The following is a 14,698-nucleotide window of genomic DNA, read 5'->3' as shown; positions in this document are numbered from 1 at the left end:
AAACGGGTTCCCGGACGGGCCCCCGCGGACGCCGGGGTCGCCGCCGGCTACGACGAGCGACGAATCGATGACGACGTTTCGTCACCGACCGCCCACCGTGACCACGCGCCGCGAGCGCGACGAGTCGGGGAGCCGACTCCCGGACGTGGTCCTTCGCAGCAGACACCGGTTATAAGACGATACGACGCTAGTTCCTGTGCGTATCATGTCATTGATTACCAAGCCGACTCTCGGACACAAACGCGCCAAGTACGCACGGCGGACGATCCTGAAAGCGATCCCGCTAACTGGAGCAGCAGCGGTCGGTAGTCGGACGGCTTCGGCCGGTACGACGCCCCCGGAAACGCTACCACTTCCCACCGGATTTCAGCCGGAAGGAATCGTCACCGGACGAGGATCGGCGTTTTTCGTGGGCTCGCTGGCAGGGGGAGCCATCTACCGGGGAGACCTACGTACCGGAGAAGGGGAGGTCCTCGTACGATCCGCCGAGGACCGGGTCGCGGTCGGCCTTTCGTACGATCCCCGTGGTACCAACCTCTTCGTGGCCGGGGGTCCGACGGGACGGGCGTTCGTGTACGATGCCGAGACCGGCGAGACGGCTGCCGACTACACCCTCACTGATCCCGGAAGCTTCGTGAACGACGTCGTCGTGACCGCAGAGGCGGCGTTTTTCACTGACTCGTTCCGGTCCGTCCTCTACCGGGTGCCGCTGGGTGCCTCCGGACGGTTGCCCGAGCAAGGCGCGGTCGACGAACTCTCTCTCGGCGGTGATTTCGAGGCGGTTCGGAACGAGTTCAATACGAACGGGATCGACGCCCCACCCGACGGAAACCACCTGATCGTCGTGAACTCGACCACTGGTATGCTCTACAGGGTCGATCCGGACTCGGGCGACGCGAGCGAGATCGACCTCGGCGGAGAGACGCTGACGGCGGGCGACGGGATTCTACTGGACGGGAACACGCTGTACGTCGTCCGAAACCGAAACAACGCCATCGCAGTGGTGGAACTGGAACCGGGCGCATCCGAGGGCGAAGTGGTGCGGGAAATCACCGATCCGCGGTTCGACGTGCCGACCACGATCGCGGAGTTCGGGAGCGCCCTCTACGCGGTGAACGCCCGGTTCGGGGTCGAGGACCCGGAGAACGCGGAGTATACCGTCGTTCGCGTTCCGAAGCGGTCGAACCCGCCGACCTAAATCGACGTCGTCTTCTCCGCCCGCGTTTCGTGCACTGAGCCGATTCCGAGCGTGAAAGTCCGTGGCTCCGAGAGCGACCGTGTCGGCAAAAATGCGCTGGCTGGGATTTGAACCCAGGTTGTGACCATGGCAAGGTCACGTGATACCACTACACTACCAGCGCCCTGTTGCAACCACTGATTCCCGAGGGACCGACTTAACGCTGTCGGATGATAGCCGGGAAACCGCACGCGGGCGTGGGGACGTATCACACACTCGCCGCCGACGGCCGCTCGCGTCGCGACGGCCCACGACACCACGTGACATACAAATCCCCCGTAAACGAGTGTGTGAGGCCGTCACTCCCCCGAGGACGTTCCGATGTTCTTTTACGGGACGGATGATGATACACGCAATACAGTCCGGTGAAGCGACATGGATGGCACGAGACTCGACGTACTCGTGCCGTCGTCGCTCGTCCGGGAGGCCGAGGACGGCCGCGAGGCCACGCGGAAACTCGGCTACGTCGCCCGCGCGGCGACGGTCTTCCGGGCGGACCGGTTGGTAGTCTTCCCCGACGGGGAAGGCGAACGCCGCTGGGGCGGCGAGTACGTCCGCACCGTGCTGGAGTACTGCGCGACCCCCTCCTACCTCCGGAAGGAGGTGTGGGGGATGCGCGAGGAACTCCGGGACGTCGGCGTGCTCCCACCCATGCGGCCCGACACCTCCGGCCCCGACGGGTCGGAGTTGCGAGACGGAATCGTGACCGAGGTCGGACCTGAAGGCCGCGTTCGGGTCAATTGCGGACTGCAACACCCGATCTCCCTTCGCCTGCCCCCCGGACGGGAGGCGACGGAGGGGGAGCGCGTCACCGTCAGGGTCTCTTCGCGAGAACCCGTCCGCGCCCGCGTCGTGGACGACCCCGCACCGGGGTTCCGCGTCGCGGGCGAGGACATCTCGGACGCCCTCGCCGCCGCCGACGTGGCGGTCGCCACCTCGCGGCACGGACGGCCGCTGTCCGTGTCCGGGCTGGGCGACCTCCACGCGCGACTGCGCGACGAACACGTCGCGGTCGCGTTCGGCGCGCCCGGCAGAGGGCTTCCGGCCATCCTCGGGGTGGACCCCGAGGAGGTGCCGGTCGAACCCGGGGCAATCGACGACTCGGGGTTCGACCTCTGGCTGAATACGATTCCGCGACAGGGGAGCGAGGTCGTGCGGACGGAGGAAGCGGTGTTCGCCACGCTCTCGCCCCTCACGCTCACGGAGTAAGCCACAACCATGCCACAACCAAGCAGACCACGCAAGGGCTCGTTGGGCTTCGGCCCGCGCACGCGCGCGAGCAGCGAAGTCCCCCGCATTCGCTCGTGGCCCGAGGACGACGGCGCGGCCGGCGTTCAGGGCTTCGCGGGCTACAAGGCGGGCATGACCCACGTCGTCATGGTGAACGACGAAGCCGACTCCCCGCGCGAGGGGATGGAGGAGTCAGTTCCCGTGACGGTCGTGGAGGTGCCCCCGATGCGGGCGGTCGCCCTTCGAGCGTACGAGGACACGCCGTACGGACAGAAGCCGGTCACCGAGGCCTGGTCGTCCGAGTTCCACGAGGAACTCGACCGGGCGCTCGACCTGCCGGCGGAGAACACCTTCGAGGACGACGCCGACGAACTCCGCGAACTCGTGGACGACGGCGCGGTCGACGACCTGCGCCTCATCACCCACACGGAGCCCGCGGCGATGGCGAACGTCCCGAAGAAGAAGCCCGACGTGATGGAGACCCGCGTGGGCGGGGACTCGCTGTCGGACCGGCTCGACTACGCGCTCGACCTCGTCGAGACGGGCGGCGAGCACGAGTTCGGCGACGTGTTCCGCGCCGGCGAGTACATGGACGTCTCCGGCGTCACGAAGGGCAAGGGCACCCAGGGCCCCGTCAAGCGCTGGGGCGTCCAGAAGCGGAAGGGCAAGCACGCACGCCAGGGCTGGCGGCGCCGGATCGGTAACCTCGGCCCGTGGAACCCCTCGCGCGTGCGTTCGACCGTTCCCCAGCAGGGTCAGACCGGCTACCACCAGCGGACCGAGCTCAACAAGCGGCTCATCGACTTCGGCGAGGGCGACGACGCCTCCGTCGAGGGCGGCTTCCCGGGCTACGGCGAGGTGGACGGCCACTACGCGCTCGTGAAGGGCTCCCTGCCGGGTCCCGACAAGCGGCTCCTGCGGTTCCGCCCGGCCATCCGGCCGAACGACCAGCCGCGCCTCGATCCCGAGGTGCGCTACGTCTCCACCGCATCGAACCAGGGCTAACCCATGAAGGCAACAGTACACGACCTGAACGGCGACGAGGCGGGTGAGGTGGACCTCCCGGAGGTCTTCGACACCCAGTACCGACCGGACCTGATCCGGCGGGCCGTGGTCGCCGCGCAGGCAAACCGGAAGCAGGCCTACGGCGCCGACGAGTACGCCGGGCTCCGCACGCCCGCCGAGTCGTTCGGCTCCGGCCGCGGGATGGCCCACGTGCCCCGACAGAACGGGCAGGGCCGGCGCGTGCCCCAGACGGTGAAGGGGCGAAAGGCGCACCCGCCGAAGGCCGAGAAGGACCAGTCGAAGAAGGTGAACGACAAGGAGCGAAAGCTCGCCGTCCGCTCGGCGCTCGCGGCCGCCACGGACCCGGAGGTCGTCGCCGAGCGCGGTCACGCGTTCGACGACGACGTCGAGCTCCCGCTCGTCGTCTCGGACGACTTCGAGGACCTCGTGAAGACGAAGGAGGTCGTCGAACTGCTCGAGGCGCTCGGCGTCCACGACGACGTCGTTCGCGCGGACGAGGGTCGCTCGGTGCGCGCGGGCCGCGGCAAGACCCGCGGGCGCAAGTACCAGCAGCCCAAGTCGATCCTCTTCGTGACCGCCGGCGAGCCGTCGAAGGCCGCCCGAAACCTCGCGGGCGTCGACGTGACGACCGCCGAGGAAGTGAACGCGGAGGACCTCGCGCCCGGCACCCACGCCGGCCGACTCACGCTGTTCACCGAGAGCGCGCTGGAGGAGGTGGCCGACCGATGAAGGTCATCCAGCACCCGCTCGTGACGGAGAAGGCGATGGACGAGATGGACTTCAGCAACAAGCTCCAGTTCATCGTGAACGTCGACGCCGCCAAGCCCGACGTGGTCGAGGCGGTCGAATCGCAGTTCGACGTGACCGTCGTGGACGTGAACACGCAGGTCACGCCGAAGGGGCAGAAGAAGGCCACAGTCGCCCTCTCCGAGGACGACGACGCCCAGGAAGTGGCCTCGCGGATCGGGGTGTTCTGATCATGGGACGCAGGATTCAGGGTCAACGACGCGGTCGCGGCGGGTCCACGTTCCGTGCGCCCTCGCACCGCTACAAGTCCGAGAAGAACCACAAGAAGGTCGAGGCCGACGACGCCACGATCTCCGGCACCGTGGTCGGCATCGAGCACGACCCGGCACGCTCCGCGCCGCTCGCGGACGTGGAGTTCGAGGACGGCGACCGCCGACTCGTGCTCGCCCCGGAGGGCGTCGCGGTCGGCGAGACGCTCCAGGTGGGCGTCTCGGCCGAGATCAAGCCCGGCAACACGCTCCCGCTCGCGGAGATCCCCGAGGGGGTTCCGGTGTGCAACGTCGAGTCCAAGCCCGGCGACGGGGGCAAGTTCGCCCGCGCCTCGGGCGTGAACGCGACGCTTCTCACCCACGACCGCGACGTCGCGGTCGTGCAGCTGCCGAGCGGCGAGGTCAAGCGGCTCAACCCGGACGCCCGCGCCACCATCGGCGTGGTCGCCGGCGGCGGCCGCACCGAGAAGCCGTTCGTGAAGGCCGGCAACAAGTACCACAAGATGAGAGCGCGCGGGACGAAGTACCCGCGCGTCCGAGGGGTCGCCATGAACGCCGTCGACCACCCGTTCGGTGGCGGCGGCCGACAGCACCCCGGCCAGCCCAAGTCCGTCTCGCGGAACGCGCCGCCGGGACGGAAGGTGGGCGACATCGCCTCCAAGCGAACCGGTCGCGGGGGGGACAACTAGACCAATGAGCTCCGAGTACAGAACCGGCCGCGAGGGTGAGTTCACCTACCGCGGCCACACGCTCGACGAACTGCAGGAGATGGAGCTGGAGGACGTCGCGGAACTGCTGCCCGCTCGCCAGCGGCGAACCATCACCCGAGGACTCGGCGTCCAGCAGCTGAAGCTGCTCGAGGACGCCCGAGAATCGACCGAGGAGGAGACGGCCAACGACCCGCTCCGCACGCACGTGCGCGACATGCCCGTGCTGCCGGAGTTCGTGGGGCTGACGTTCGCCGTCTACGACGGACACGAGTTCGAACGCGTCCGCGTGGAGCCCGAGATGATCGGGCACTACCTGGGCGAGTTCCACCTCACCCGGAACTCCGTCGAACACGGTCAGGCCGGTCTCGGCGCGACCCGGTCCTCGAAGTTCGTGCCCCTCAAGTAACCATGGGAATCAACTACAGCGTCGAATCCGACCCGGACGCCTCCGCGAAGGGGATGCTCCGGGAACGGCACCTCAGCCTGAAGCACAGCAAGGCCGTCGCCCGCGCCATCAAGGGCGAGACGGTCGCCGACGCCGAGGAGCACCTCGACGCGGTGATCGCCGGCGAGCGGTCCGTCCCGTTCAAGCAGCACAACGCCGGCGTCGGCCACCGCTCGGACATCGACGGGTGGGACGCGGGTCGCTACCCGGAGAAGGCCAGCAAGGACTTCCAGAAGCTCCTCGAGAACGTCAGGAACAACGCCGACCGCGCCGGCTTCGAGCCCGAGGAGATGGTCATCGACCACGTCGCGGCTCACAAGGTCGGCGAGCAGCAGGGTCGCAAGCCCCGCGCGATGGGTCGCGCGTCGCCCTGGAACTCCACGCAGGTGGACATCGAGATGATCGTGACGGAGAGCGAGGCGCTCGACGCCTCGGAGGGGGCCGAGTAATGGCGGACGAACACCAGTTCATCGAGGATGGCCTCCAGCGGAGTCGGATCAACGAGTTCTTCGAGGAGGAGCTCGGCCGCGCCGGCTACGGCGGCATGGACGTCGCCAAGACCCCGATGGGGACCCAGATCGTCCTCAAGGCCGAGAAGCCCGGCATGGTCATCGGCAAGGGCGGGAAGAACATCCGCAAGGTGACCACCGAGCTCGAGGAGCGGTTCGACATGGACGACCCGCAGATCGACGTCCAGGAGGTCGAGGAACCCGACCTCAACGCGAAGATCGTCGCGGACCGGCTCGCCAACGCGCTCGAGCGCGGCTGGTACTTCCGGAAGGCCGGCCACACGACGATCGACCGCATCATGGACGCCGGCGCGCTGGGCGCCGAGATCGTCCTGAGCGGGAAGGTCACCGGCGCCCGCTCGCGCGTCGAGAAGTTCAACCGCGGCTACGTCAAGCACAACGGCGAGCCCGCGGAGGACGTCGTCGACGAGGGCCAGGGCGTCGCCGTCATGAAGCTCGGCACCATCGGCGTCACGGTGAAGATCATCCCGCCGGGCGCGGAGCTGCCCGACGACTTCGAGGTCGACGCCGACGCCGAGGCGCCCGAGGTCGAACAGACCGCCGAGGAGGAGGGCGTCGAGGCCCTGCTCGAGGAGGAGCCCGAGGAGGTCCCCGACGTGTCCGACGAGGAGGAGGACGTCGACGTGCCGACCGACGAGCCCGAGGACGTCATCGACGAGGAGATCGTCGAGGAGGTCATCGAGTCCGACGAGACCGAGGACGGCGAGGGCGCCGCCGAGTCCGGCGAGCCCGACGAGGAGCCGACCGAGGAGCTCGAGGCGCTCGACGAGGACGTCGAGGCCGAGGCCGAGGAGCTCGTCGCCGAGATGGAGTCCGGGGAGGACGCCGAAGCCGAGGCCGACGCCGACGAGGCGGCTGCCGAGGAGGGCGACGAACCGGACGAGACCGAGGCCGCGGACGCCGACGAGGCGGACGGGGCCGACGAGGAGGAGGAGTAGCCGATGGCGATCCTCCACGTCGCGGAGATCCGCGACATGACGCCCGCCGAGCGGGAGGCGGAACTCGAGGAACTCGAGACGGAACTGCTCAACGCCAAGGCCGTGCAGGCCGCGGGCGGCGCGCCGGACAACCCCGGCCGCGTCGGCGAACTGCGAAAGACCATCGCGCGGATCAAGACGATCCGGCGCGAGGAAGGCGACATCGACGAGACCGAGGAGTAGGATGCCACTGACCCCCGAAACGCTCACGCGACACGAACTCATCGGGCTGCCCGTCCGGGTGGCCGCCGCCGCCAGCGACGCCCACGTGGGCATCGCCGGGCACGTCGTGTCGGAGAGCCAGCGGACCCTATCTATCCGCGAGACGCCGCAGGCGTCTCGGCGAGGCGGCGACGCCGCCGGAGCCTCGGGGGACAAGGTGGTACCCAAGCGGGGCGCGACGTTCGAGTTCGCGCTCCCCTCGGCTCGCGATTCCGTCCGACCGGAGGCCCGCGAGGCCGGGACCTCCGAGCCCACAGATGAAGCCGCCGGGGCGCGCAAGCCCCCGGGGTCCGCGTGCGAACTTCCGTCGCTCAACGTCGACACCCTGGCCGTCGGCGACGAGCAGTACGATACTGCCGGGGTCACAGCCGGTCAGTCGGGCGGTTGCGAGGACGCGGTCTACGTTACGGTGGATGGGGCCAGACTGCTCTCACGACCCGCCTTCCGCACGGAACGTGCGGGTGATTCGACATGGCAATAGGACTGAACACAGACGAACCGGAGGAGGCCTGCTCCGACGAGAACTGTCCGTACCACGGGACGCTGTCCGTGCGCGGGGGGACGCTCGAGGGGACGGTCGCCTCCACAGCGATGGACAAGACCGTCGTCGTGGAGCGGGAGTACGACGTCTTCGTACCGAAGTACGACCGCTACATGAAACGACGGAGCCGCGTCCCCGCGCACTGCTCGCCCTGCCTCGACGTCGAGGAGGGCGACGAGGTGCGCATCGCCGAGACGCGACCGCTCTCGAAGACGAAATCCCACGTGGTCGTCGAGATCCGGGAGGGCGATTCCTGATGGAAGCCCTCAAGGCCGACGTCACGCAGGGCCTCGAGAAGGGGTCGCTCATCGCGTGTGCGGACAACACCGGCGCGCGAGAGCTGAAGGTCATCAGCGTCTCCGGCTACACCGGGACCAAGAACAGACACCCCAAAGCGGGAGTGGGCGACAAGGTGACCGTCTCGGTCACCAAGGGCACGCCTGAAATGCGACGACAGGTCCTCGAGGCCGTCATCGTGCGCCAGCGCAAGCCCATCCGTCGCCCCGACGGCACGCGCGTGAAGTTCGCGGACAACGCCGCGGTCGTCATCGACGACATGAGCGAGCCGCGCGGGACCGAGATCAAGGGTCCCATCGCGCGCGAGGTCGCCGAACGCTTCGGGAGCATCGCATCGACGGCGACACAGATCGTATGAGCGAGCAACCGCACAAACAGCGCACCCGGCAGCGGGACGCGCCACTCCACGAGCGACACAAGCAGGTTCGCGCCACCCTCTCGGCCGACCTCCGCGAGGAGTACGGCCAGCGGAACGTCCGCGTCAACGCGGGCGACACCGTCGAGGTCATGCGCGGCGACTTCGCCGGCGAGGAGGGCGAGGTCCTGGAGGTCGACCTCCGCGACGCGACGATCACGGTCGAGGATGTCACGCTCGAGTCCGCCGACGGGGAGGAGGTCCCCCGACGCCTCGAGCCCTCGAACGTGCGCGTCGTCGGACTCGACCTCGAGGACGAGCGCCGCGAGGCGCGTCTCGAGTCCGGGGAGGAGGCTGCATAATGAGTAACCACCAGAAACGACTGTCGGCCCCGAACGAGTGGCCGATCGAACGGAAGGAATCGACGTTCACCGTGAAGGCGGGCGCGGGCCCGCACGGCGAGGCCGGCGTCCCCCTGCTCATCGTCCTCCGGGACGTGCTGGGGTACGTCGACTCGAAGAAGGAGGCGCGCTACGCGCTCGACAACGACTCCGTGCTCGTCAACGGCGTGGCCGAGTCCGACGAGGCCCGTCCCGTCGGGATGTTCGACATCCTGGCGTTCCGCGAGCGCGAGGAGTTCTTCCGCGTGTTCCCGGGCGAGGGCGGCCGGCTGGCGCTGACCGCCATCGACGAGGAGTCCGCCTCCTCGCGGCTCGGGAAGGTCGCCGGCAAGACGCAGGTCTCCGGCGGCAGCTTCCAGTACACGCTGCACGACGGGACGACCCTGCAGACCGACGAGGGCGAGTACGCGGGCAAGGACTCGCTCGTCGTCGACAACGAGACGAAGGAGGTCGTCGCGCACTTCCCGTACGAGGAGGGTGCGCTCGTCACCGCGGTCGACGGGGCACACTCCGGCGAGATCGGCACCCTCGAGGAGATCAGCGTCACCCCCGGCTCGGGCGCCAACGGCGTCACCGTGAGCCGGGAGGACGACGAGGAGTTCGAGACCGTCGAGGAGTACGTCGTCGTCATCGACGAGAACTTCACGGACGGAGGTGAGGACTGATGGCGGAAAGCGAGGCCAGCGAGGAGTTCCACGAGATGCGCGAACCGCGCATCGAGAAGGTCGTCGTCCACATGGGCGTCGGCCGCGGCGGCCGCGAGCTCGCGGACGGCGAGGACATCCTCGAGGCGATCACCGGCGGCAAGTCGGTTCGCACGACGGCCGAGCGGGCCATCGCCGAGTTCGACATCCGCCCCGGCGACCCCATCGGCGCGAAGGTCACCCTTCGCGGCGAGGACGCCCGCGAGTTCCTCGAGACGGCGCTCGAACTGGTCGACCTCTCGGCCGACCAGTTCGACGACAACGGCAACGTGAGCTTCGGCGTCGCGGAACACACCGAGTTCCCGAGTCAGGAGTACGACCCGAACGTCGGCATCTACGGGCTCGACGTGACGGTCGCGCTGACGCGCCCGGGCTACCGCGTCTCCAAGCGGGACAAGGTCACCAGGTCGCTCCCCAGCAAGCACCGCATGTCCGTCGAGGACGCGGTGACGTTCCTCGAACGCGAGTTCGAGGTGGAGGTGAACGCATGAGCGAGGCAGACATCGAGGAGAAAGGGCCCGAGGAGACGGGCGAACACGCGGAAAAGCGCACGGGCCAGCGGCACGAGTGCCGCCGGTGTGAGCGCAAGCAGGGGCTCGTCGGCAAGTACGACATCAACCTCTGCCGGCAGTGCTTCCGCGAGGTCGCCCGCGACATGGGCTTCCGCAAGTACAGATAACAATGGCAGGTAACGACCCACTCTCCGACGCGCTCGGCGGTCTCGACAACGCCGAGAGCGTCGGCCACTTGGATTACACGGTCCAGCCCGCCTCGAACATCGTCGGTTCCATCCTCGAAGTGCTGTACGACCGCGGCTACGTCGACGGCTTCGAGTTCGTCGAGGACGGGAAGGCCGGCCGGTTCGAGGTCGAACTGAAGGGCGCCATCAACGAGTGTGGCGCGGTGAAGCCGCGGTACTCCGTGGGCGCGGACGGCTACGAACGATGGGAGAAGCGGTACCTCCCCGCCCGCGACTACGGCGCGCTCATCGTGACCACCAGTCACGGCGTCATGAGCCACTACGAGGCCCGCGAGAAGGGCATCGGTGGCCAGGTAATCGCCTACGTCTACTAACAATGGCACGAACAGAAATCGAACTACCCGAGGACGTGTCGGCCGAACTCGACCACCTCGATCTCACGATCGAGGGGCCGAACGGCTCGACGACCCGTCGCCTGTGGTACCCGAACGTGAGCGTCTCCGTCGAGGATATTCCGTCTTCGACGGACGGAGACGGTGAAACCGTCGAAGCGGTCGCCATCGAGTACGACGACGAGGCCGACCGCAAGACCACGGCCACCGTGGGGACGTTCCGGAGCCACGTGTCGAACATGGTTCAGGGCGTCACCGACGGGTGGGAGTACCGGATGGAAGTCCTGTACGCCCACTTCCCGATGGACGTCTCCGTCGAGGGTGACGACGTCGTCATCACGAACTTCCTCGGGGAGAAGGCTCCCCGCCGTGCGGCGATCCGCGGCGACACAGAGGTACAGATCGACGGGGAAGAGCTGACCCTCACGGGTCCCTCGAAGGAGGACGTCGGGCAGACGGCGGCCAACATCGAGCAGCTCACCCGCGTGACCGACAAGGACACGCGCGTCTTCCAGGACGGCGTGTACATCACCCAGAAACCGACGGGGGGTGCCTGATCGATGGCCGACGACGACGAGTCGGCCGAGGCGGTCGAGTCCCTCGAGGACATCTCGGGGGTCGGCCCCTCGAAGGCGGACGCGCTCCGCGAGGCCGGCTACGAGACCGTCGAGGACGTGAAGGCGGCGTCCCAGTCGGAACTGGCTGACGTCGAGGGCGTCGGTAACGCCCTCGCGGCCCGCATCAAGGCAGACGTCGGCGGCCTCGAGGTCGAGGCCGACGCGGAGGCCGAGATCGAGGAGGAGGAATCCGAGGCCGCGGAGGAGGAGGTCGAAGAGGAGGACGTCGAGACGGAGCTGCGCCCGCGCGGCCACGCCGACAAGACGCCCGACCTCGACGACGAGACGGCGCGTGCGCTCGCCCAGAAGCACCGCGAGGGCATGCCCCAGTTCAACCGGCAGGACTACCACAAGAAGAAGCGGACGCCGACCTCGTGGCGTCGCCCACGCGGCGGGCTCTCGAAGCAGCGCCGCGGCATCAAGGGCAAGGGCCCGAAGGTCGCCGCGGGCTACGGCTCCCCGAAGGGGGCCCGCGGCCTGCACCCGAGCGGCTTCAGCGAGGTCCGCGTCCACAACACCGACGACCTCGAGGGCGTCGACGCGGACGCCGAGGCGGTGCGCATCGCCTCGGGCGTCGGCGCTCGCAAGCGCGAACGCATCGAGGACGTCTGCGAGGACCGCGAGATCCGCGTCCTCAACCCGACGTACGTGGAAGTGGAGGTCGACGATGAGTGATCTGAGCGCACAGCGACGGCTCGCCGCCGACGTCCTCGACGTCGGCGAGAGCCGCGTCTGGTTCAACCCGGAAGCACAGTCCGAGCTGGCGGACGCGATCACCCGCGAGGACATCCGCGAGCAGATCCAGCAGGGCAACGTCCGCGCGGAGGACGCGAAGTCGAACTCCCGCGGCCGCGCCCGCGAGCGCGACGAGAAGCGCGCGTACGGGCACCGCACCGGCGCCGGCTCCCGGAAGGGGAAGGCCGGCGGTCGGCAGAACGCGAAGTCCGACTGGATCTCCCGGATCCGCGCACAGCGTGCACGCCTGAAGGAGCTCCGCGACGACGGCCCGCTCGACCGCTCGCAGTACCGCGAGCTGTACGACAAGGCCTCGGGCGGGGAGTTCGAGGACGTGCGCCGGCTCGAATCGTACGTCGTGACCAACTACGACGTGACACTGGAGGACGACTAATGGCAACCGGACCACGATACAAGGTGCCGATGCGGCGCCGCCGCGAGGTTCGGACCGACTACCACCAGAGGTTGCGCCTGCTGAAATCCGGCAAGCCGCGACTCGTCGCGCGCCTGTCGAACCGACACGTCAGGGCGCAGCTGGTTACCCCCGGTCCGAACGGCGACGAGACCCGAGCCGCAGCGTCCAGCGAGGACCTGTCGGAGTACGGCTGGGAGGCCCCCACGGGCAATCTCCCCAGCGCGTACCTGACGGGCTATCTCGCCGGCCTGCGCGCGGTCGACGCCGGCCTCGACGAGGCCGTGCTCGACATCGGGCTCAACACGGCGACCCCCGGCAACAAGACGTTCGCTGTACAGGAAGGTGCGATCGACGCGGGGCTCGAGATCCCCCACAACGAGGACGTGCTGGCCGAGTGGCCGCGCAACCGCGGCGAGCACATCGCCGAGTACGCGGAGTCGCTCGACGAGCCGCTCTACTCGGGGGAGTTCGACGCCACCGAACTCCCGGACCACTTCGACGAGGTCCGGGAGACGCTTACGGAGGAATTCGAGTAAATGAGCAGAAACAACGACGGCTGGGAGCCGCGAACGCGCCTCGGCCGCAAGGTACAGGACGGCGAGGTCTCCTCGATGGACCAGGCGCTCGCCTCGGGGCTCCCGCTGAAGGAGCCCGAGATCGTCGACCAGCTCCTCGGGAGCATGGACGACGAGGTCCTCGACATCAACATGGTCCAGCGGATGACCGACTCCGGACGTCGGGTGAAGTTCCGCTGCGTCTGTGCGATCGGGAACCGCGACGGCTACCTGGGCTACGCCGAGGCCCGTGACGACCAGGTCGGCGGCGCCATCCAGAAGGCGATCGAGGTCGCGAAGCTGAACATCATCAGGGTCGACCGCGGCTCGGGAAGCTGGGAGGACTCCGCCGGCGGGGTCAACTCGCTCACCCGGACCGCGACGGGCAAGGCCGGCTCCGTCACGGTCGAGATCCGCCCGGCCCCGCAGGGGCTCGGGCTCGCGGCCGCGGAGACGGTGCGCAACATCCTCGAACTGGCCGGCGTGCAGGACGCCTGGACCAGTTCCGACGGCAACACCCGCACGACAGTGAACCTCGCGAAGGCGACGTACAACGCGCTGCGCAACGCCTCGCAGGCGCGCACGCCCGACCGGGCGCGACGCGTCCAGCGCGAGGCGAGCGGCGAGGAGGCCCGGTGATGCAGGCGGTCGTCCAGCTGCGCGGCGAGGTCGACACCTCGGCCGCACAGCGCGACACCCTGAAGATGCTGAACCTCCACGCCGTGAACCACGCGACGTTCGTCCCCGAGGAGGACACCTACCGCGGGATGATCGCGAAGGTGAACGACTACGTGGCGTTCGGCGAGCCGTCGGCGGAGGTCGTCGCGGCGCTCCTCGAGCGTCGCGGCGAGCCGCTCGAGGGCGACGCCGACGTCGACGACGAGTGGGTCGGCGAGCACACCGACTACGACGACCTCGGCGCGCTCGCCGAGGGGCTCGTCGCCGAGGAGACGACCCTGCGCGAGCAGGGGCTCTCCCCGGCCGTCCGCCTGCACCCCCCGCGCAAGGGACACCGCGGCATCAAGCACGCGGAGAAGAACGGCGGCGAACTCGGTCGCCACGAGGACATCGACGCGCTCCTGGAGGCGATGCGATAATGACGGACAAGAAGCGACGCCAGCGCGGCTCGCGGACCCACGGCGGCGGCTCCCACAAGAACCGGCGCGGCGCCGGCCACCGTGGCGGCCGCGGCGCGGCCGGCCGGAAGAAGCACGAGCGGAACCTCTACGGACCGCTCGGCAAGCACGGCTTCACGCGCCCGCCGACGACCCAGGACGAGGTCGTCGAGGTCACCGTCCAGAAGCTCGACGAGGACGCGGCGCTGCTGGCCGCGGAGGGCCTCGCCGAGGAGGAGGGCGACGGCTACGCCATCGACGCGCGCGACGTGGCCGAGGACGGCCACGACGTCGACGTCGTGAAGGTGCTCGGCAACGGCACCGTGCGCGGCGAGCTCCACGTCACGGCCGACGCGTTCACCGCCGAGGCCCGGACGCTCATCGAGGAGGCGGGCGGCTCCGCGGGCCTCACCGACCGCGCCGAGGAGGCCGAGGCGGAAGCGGAAGATACTCAATCCGACGAGGAAGAGGCGTAAGCC

The 14,698-nt window shown here is 68.9% G+C and carries 25 protein-coding genes and 1 tRNA gene; 25 read left to right on the top strand and 1 reads right to left on the bottom strand.

The window, feature by feature from the left end:
* The first annotated feature begins 205 nt into the window (after positions 1 to 205).
* Positions 206 to 1,198, top strand: coding sequence for an SMP-30/gluconolactonase/LRE family protein (locus HUG12_RS17125; RefSeq protein WP_179269945.1), 993 nt, complete (start codon positions 206 to 208; stop codon positions 1,196 to 1,198).
* Between the two features lie 92 nt (positions 1,199 to 1,290).
* Here HUG12_RS17125 and HUG12_RS17120 read toward each other — a convergent pair.
* A tRNA-Gly gene (locus HUG12_RS17120) sits at positions 1,291 to 1,361 on the bottom strand.
* Positions 1,362 to 1,612: 251 nt separating this feature from the next.
* On the opposite strand from HUG12_RS17120, the gene HUG12_RS17115 reads away from it, so the two are divergent.
* Genes HUG12_RS17115 through HUG12_RS17000 form a run of 24 tightly spaced genes read left to right on the top strand, consistent with a single transcriptional unit; the run spans position 1,613 to position 14,695 of the window.
* A complete protein-coding gene (locus HUG12_RS17115; protein ID WP_179269944.1) occupies positions 1,613 to 2,446 on the top strand; it encodes a putative RNA uridine N3 methyltransferase in 834 nt (277 codons plus the stop codon).
* A 9-nt stretch (positions 2,447 to 2,455) separates the two neighbouring features.
* Positions 2,456 to 3,472 (top strand): 50S ribosomal protein L3, encoded by a 1,017-nt coding sequence (locus HUG12_RS17110; RefSeq protein ID WP_179269943.1) that lies wholly within the window; start codon positions 2,456 to 2,458, stop codon positions 3,470 to 3,472.
* Between the two features lie 3 nt (positions 3,473 to 3,475).
* Positions 3,476 to 4,222, top strand: coding sequence for a 50S ribosomal protein L4 (gene rpl4p, locus HUG12_RS17105; protein WP_179269942.1), 747 nt, complete (start codon positions 3,476 to 3,478; stop codon positions 4,220 to 4,222).
* Positions 4,219 to 4,470: a 50S ribosomal protein L23 gene (locus HUG12_RS17100; protein WP_179269941.1), complete on the top strand. Its 252-nt coding sequence runs from the start codon at positions 4,219 to 4,221 to the stop codon at positions 4,468 to 4,470. The genes rpl4p and HUG12_RS17100 overlap by 4 nt, the downstream gene beginning before the upstream one ends.
* 2 nt (positions 4,471 to 4,472) lie before the next feature.
* A complete protein-coding gene (locus HUG12_RS17095; RefSeq protein ID WP_179269940.1) occupies positions 4,473 to 5,198 on the top strand; it encodes a 50S ribosomal protein L2 in 726 nt (241 codons plus the stop codon).
* A gap of 4 nt (positions 5,199 to 5,202) precedes the next feature.
* Positions 5,203 to 5,625 (top strand): 30S ribosomal protein S19, encoded by a 423-nt coding sequence (locus tag HUG12_RS17090; protein ID WP_179269939.1) that lies wholly within the window; start codon positions 5,203 to 5,205, stop codon positions 5,623 to 5,625.
* 2 nt (positions 5,626 to 5,627) lie between these two features.
* The gene (locus tag HUG12_RS17085) at positions 5,628 to 6,113 is read left to right on the top strand and encodes a 50S ribosomal protein L22 (protein ID WP_179269938.1); all 486 of its coding nucleotides are present in this window, start codon (positions 5,628 to 5,630) and stop codon (positions 6,111 to 6,113) included.
* Entirely contained in the window at positions 6,113 to 7,132 is a 1,020-nt protein-coding gene (locus HUG12_RS17080; RefSeq protein ID WP_179269937.1) for a 30S ribosomal protein S3, read from the top strand. Before HUG12_RS17085 ends, HUG12_RS17080 begins: the two co-directional genes overlap by 1 nt.
* A gap of 3 nt (positions 7,133 to 7,135) precedes the next feature.
* Positions 7,136 to 7,354: a 50S ribosomal protein L29 gene (gene rpmC / locus HUG12_RS17075; RefSeq protein WP_179269936.1), complete on the top strand. Its 219-nt coding sequence runs from the start codon at positions 7,136 to 7,138 to the stop codon at positions 7,352 to 7,354.
* Between the two features lies 1 nt (position 7,355).
* Positions 7,356 to 7,874: a ribonuclease P protein component 1 gene (locus HUG12_RS17070; protein WP_179269935.1), complete on the top strand. Its 519-nt coding sequence runs from the start codon at positions 7,356 to 7,358 to the stop codon at positions 7,872 to 7,874.
* Positions 7,865 to 8,191, top strand: a complete 327-nt coding sequence (locus HUG12_RS17065; RefSeq protein WP_179269934.1) for a 30S ribosomal protein S17 — start codon at positions 7,865 to 7,867, stop codon at positions 8,189 to 8,191. Before HUG12_RS17070 ends, HUG12_RS17065 begins: the two co-directional genes overlap by 10 nt.
* Positions 8,191 to 8,589 carry a 50S ribosomal protein L14 gene (locus tag HUG12_RS17060; RefSeq protein WP_179167710.1) on the top strand — a complete coding sequence of 133 codons (399 nt, stop codon included), beginning with the start codon at positions 8,191 to 8,193 and terminating at the stop codon, positions 8,587 to 8,589. The genes HUG12_RS17065 and HUG12_RS17060 overlap by 1 nt, the downstream gene beginning before the upstream one ends.
* The gene (gene rplX / locus HUG12_RS17055) at positions 8,586 to 8,948 is read left to right on the top strand and encodes a 50S ribosomal protein L24 (protein ID WP_179269933.1); all 363 of its coding nucleotides are present in this window, start codon (positions 8,586 to 8,588) and stop codon (positions 8,946 to 8,948) included. Before HUG12_RS17060 ends, rplX begins: the two co-directional genes overlap by 4 nt.
* Positions 8,948 to 9,652, top strand: a complete 705-nt coding sequence (locus tag HUG12_RS17050; protein WP_179269932.1) for a 30S ribosomal protein S4e — start codon at positions 8,948 to 8,950, stop codon at positions 9,650 to 9,652. Before rplX ends, HUG12_RS17050 begins: the two co-directional genes overlap by 1 nt.
* Positions 9,652 to 10,182 (top strand): 50S ribosomal protein L5, encoded by a 531-nt coding sequence (locus HUG12_RS17045; protein WP_179269931.1) that lies wholly within the window; start codon positions 9,652 to 9,654, stop codon positions 10,180 to 10,182. Before HUG12_RS17050 ends, HUG12_RS17045 begins: the two co-directional genes overlap by 1 nt.
* Positions 10,179 to 10,370 (top strand): 30S ribosomal protein S14, encoded by a 192-nt coding sequence (locus HUG12_RS17040; protein WP_179269930.1) that lies wholly within the window; start codon positions 10,179 to 10,181, stop codon positions 10,368 to 10,370. Before HUG12_RS17045 ends, HUG12_RS17040 begins: the two co-directional genes overlap by 4 nt.
* Before the next feature lie 2 nt (positions 10,371 to 10,372).
* Positions 10,373 to 10,765: a 30S ribosomal protein S8 gene (locus tag HUG12_RS17035; RefSeq protein ID WP_179269929.1), complete on the top strand. Its 393-nt coding sequence runs from the start codon at positions 10,373 to 10,375 to the stop codon at positions 10,763 to 10,765.
* A 2-nt stretch (positions 10,766 to 10,767) separates the two neighbouring features.
* Positions 10,768 to 11,340: a 50S ribosomal protein L6 gene (locus HUG12_RS17030; RefSeq protein WP_179269928.1), complete on the top strand. Its 573-nt coding sequence runs from the start codon at positions 10,768 to 10,770 to the stop codon at positions 11,338 to 11,340.
* Positions 11,341 to 11,343: 3 nt separating this feature from the next.
* Positions 11,344 to 12,075, top strand: a complete 732-nt coding sequence (locus tag HUG12_RS17025) for a 50S ribosomal protein L32e (protein WP_179269927.1) — start codon at positions 11,344 to 11,346, stop codon at positions 12,073 to 12,075.
* Positions 12,068 to 12,529: a 50S ribosomal protein L19e gene (locus tag HUG12_RS17020; protein WP_179269926.1), complete on the top strand. Its 462-nt coding sequence runs from the start codon at positions 12,068 to 12,070 to the stop codon at positions 12,527 to 12,529. Before HUG12_RS17025 ends, HUG12_RS17020 begins: the two co-directional genes overlap by 8 nt.
* Entirely contained in the window at positions 12,529 to 13,086 is a 558-nt protein-coding gene (locus tag HUG12_RS17015) for a 50S ribosomal protein L18 (RefSeq protein WP_179269925.1), read from the top strand. The genes HUG12_RS17020 and HUG12_RS17015 overlap by 1 nt, the downstream gene beginning before the upstream one ends.
* Positions 13,087 to 13,743, top strand: a complete 657-nt coding sequence (locus HUG12_RS17010) for a 30S ribosomal protein S5 (protein ID WP_179269924.1) — start codon at positions 13,087 to 13,089, stop codon at positions 13,741 to 13,743. It begins immediately after the preceding gene.
* A complete protein-coding gene (gene rpmD / locus HUG12_RS17005; RefSeq protein WP_179269923.1) occupies positions 13,743 to 14,201 on the top strand; it encodes a 50S ribosomal protein L30 in 459 nt (152 codons plus the stop codon). Before HUG12_RS17010 ends, rpmD begins: the two co-directional genes overlap by 1 nt.
* Complete coding sequence (locus HUG12_RS17000; protein ID WP_179269922.1) at positions 14,201 to 14,695, top strand: uL15m family ribosomal protein; 495 nt, start codon at positions 14,201 to 14,203, stop codon at positions 14,693 to 14,695. The genes rpmD and HUG12_RS17000 overlap by 1 nt, the downstream gene beginning before the upstream one ends.
* The last annotated feature ends 3 nt before the right edge of the window (positions 14,696 to 14,698 follow it).

The organism is Halorarum salinum (assembly GCF_013402875.1).
GTDB classification, from domain to species: Archaea; Halobacteriota; Halobacteria; order Halobacteriales; family Haloferacaceae; genus Halorarum; species Halorarum salinum.
Note: the sequence above shows the minus strand (reverse complement) of the source record. Positions and strands in the feature narration are given on the sequence as shown.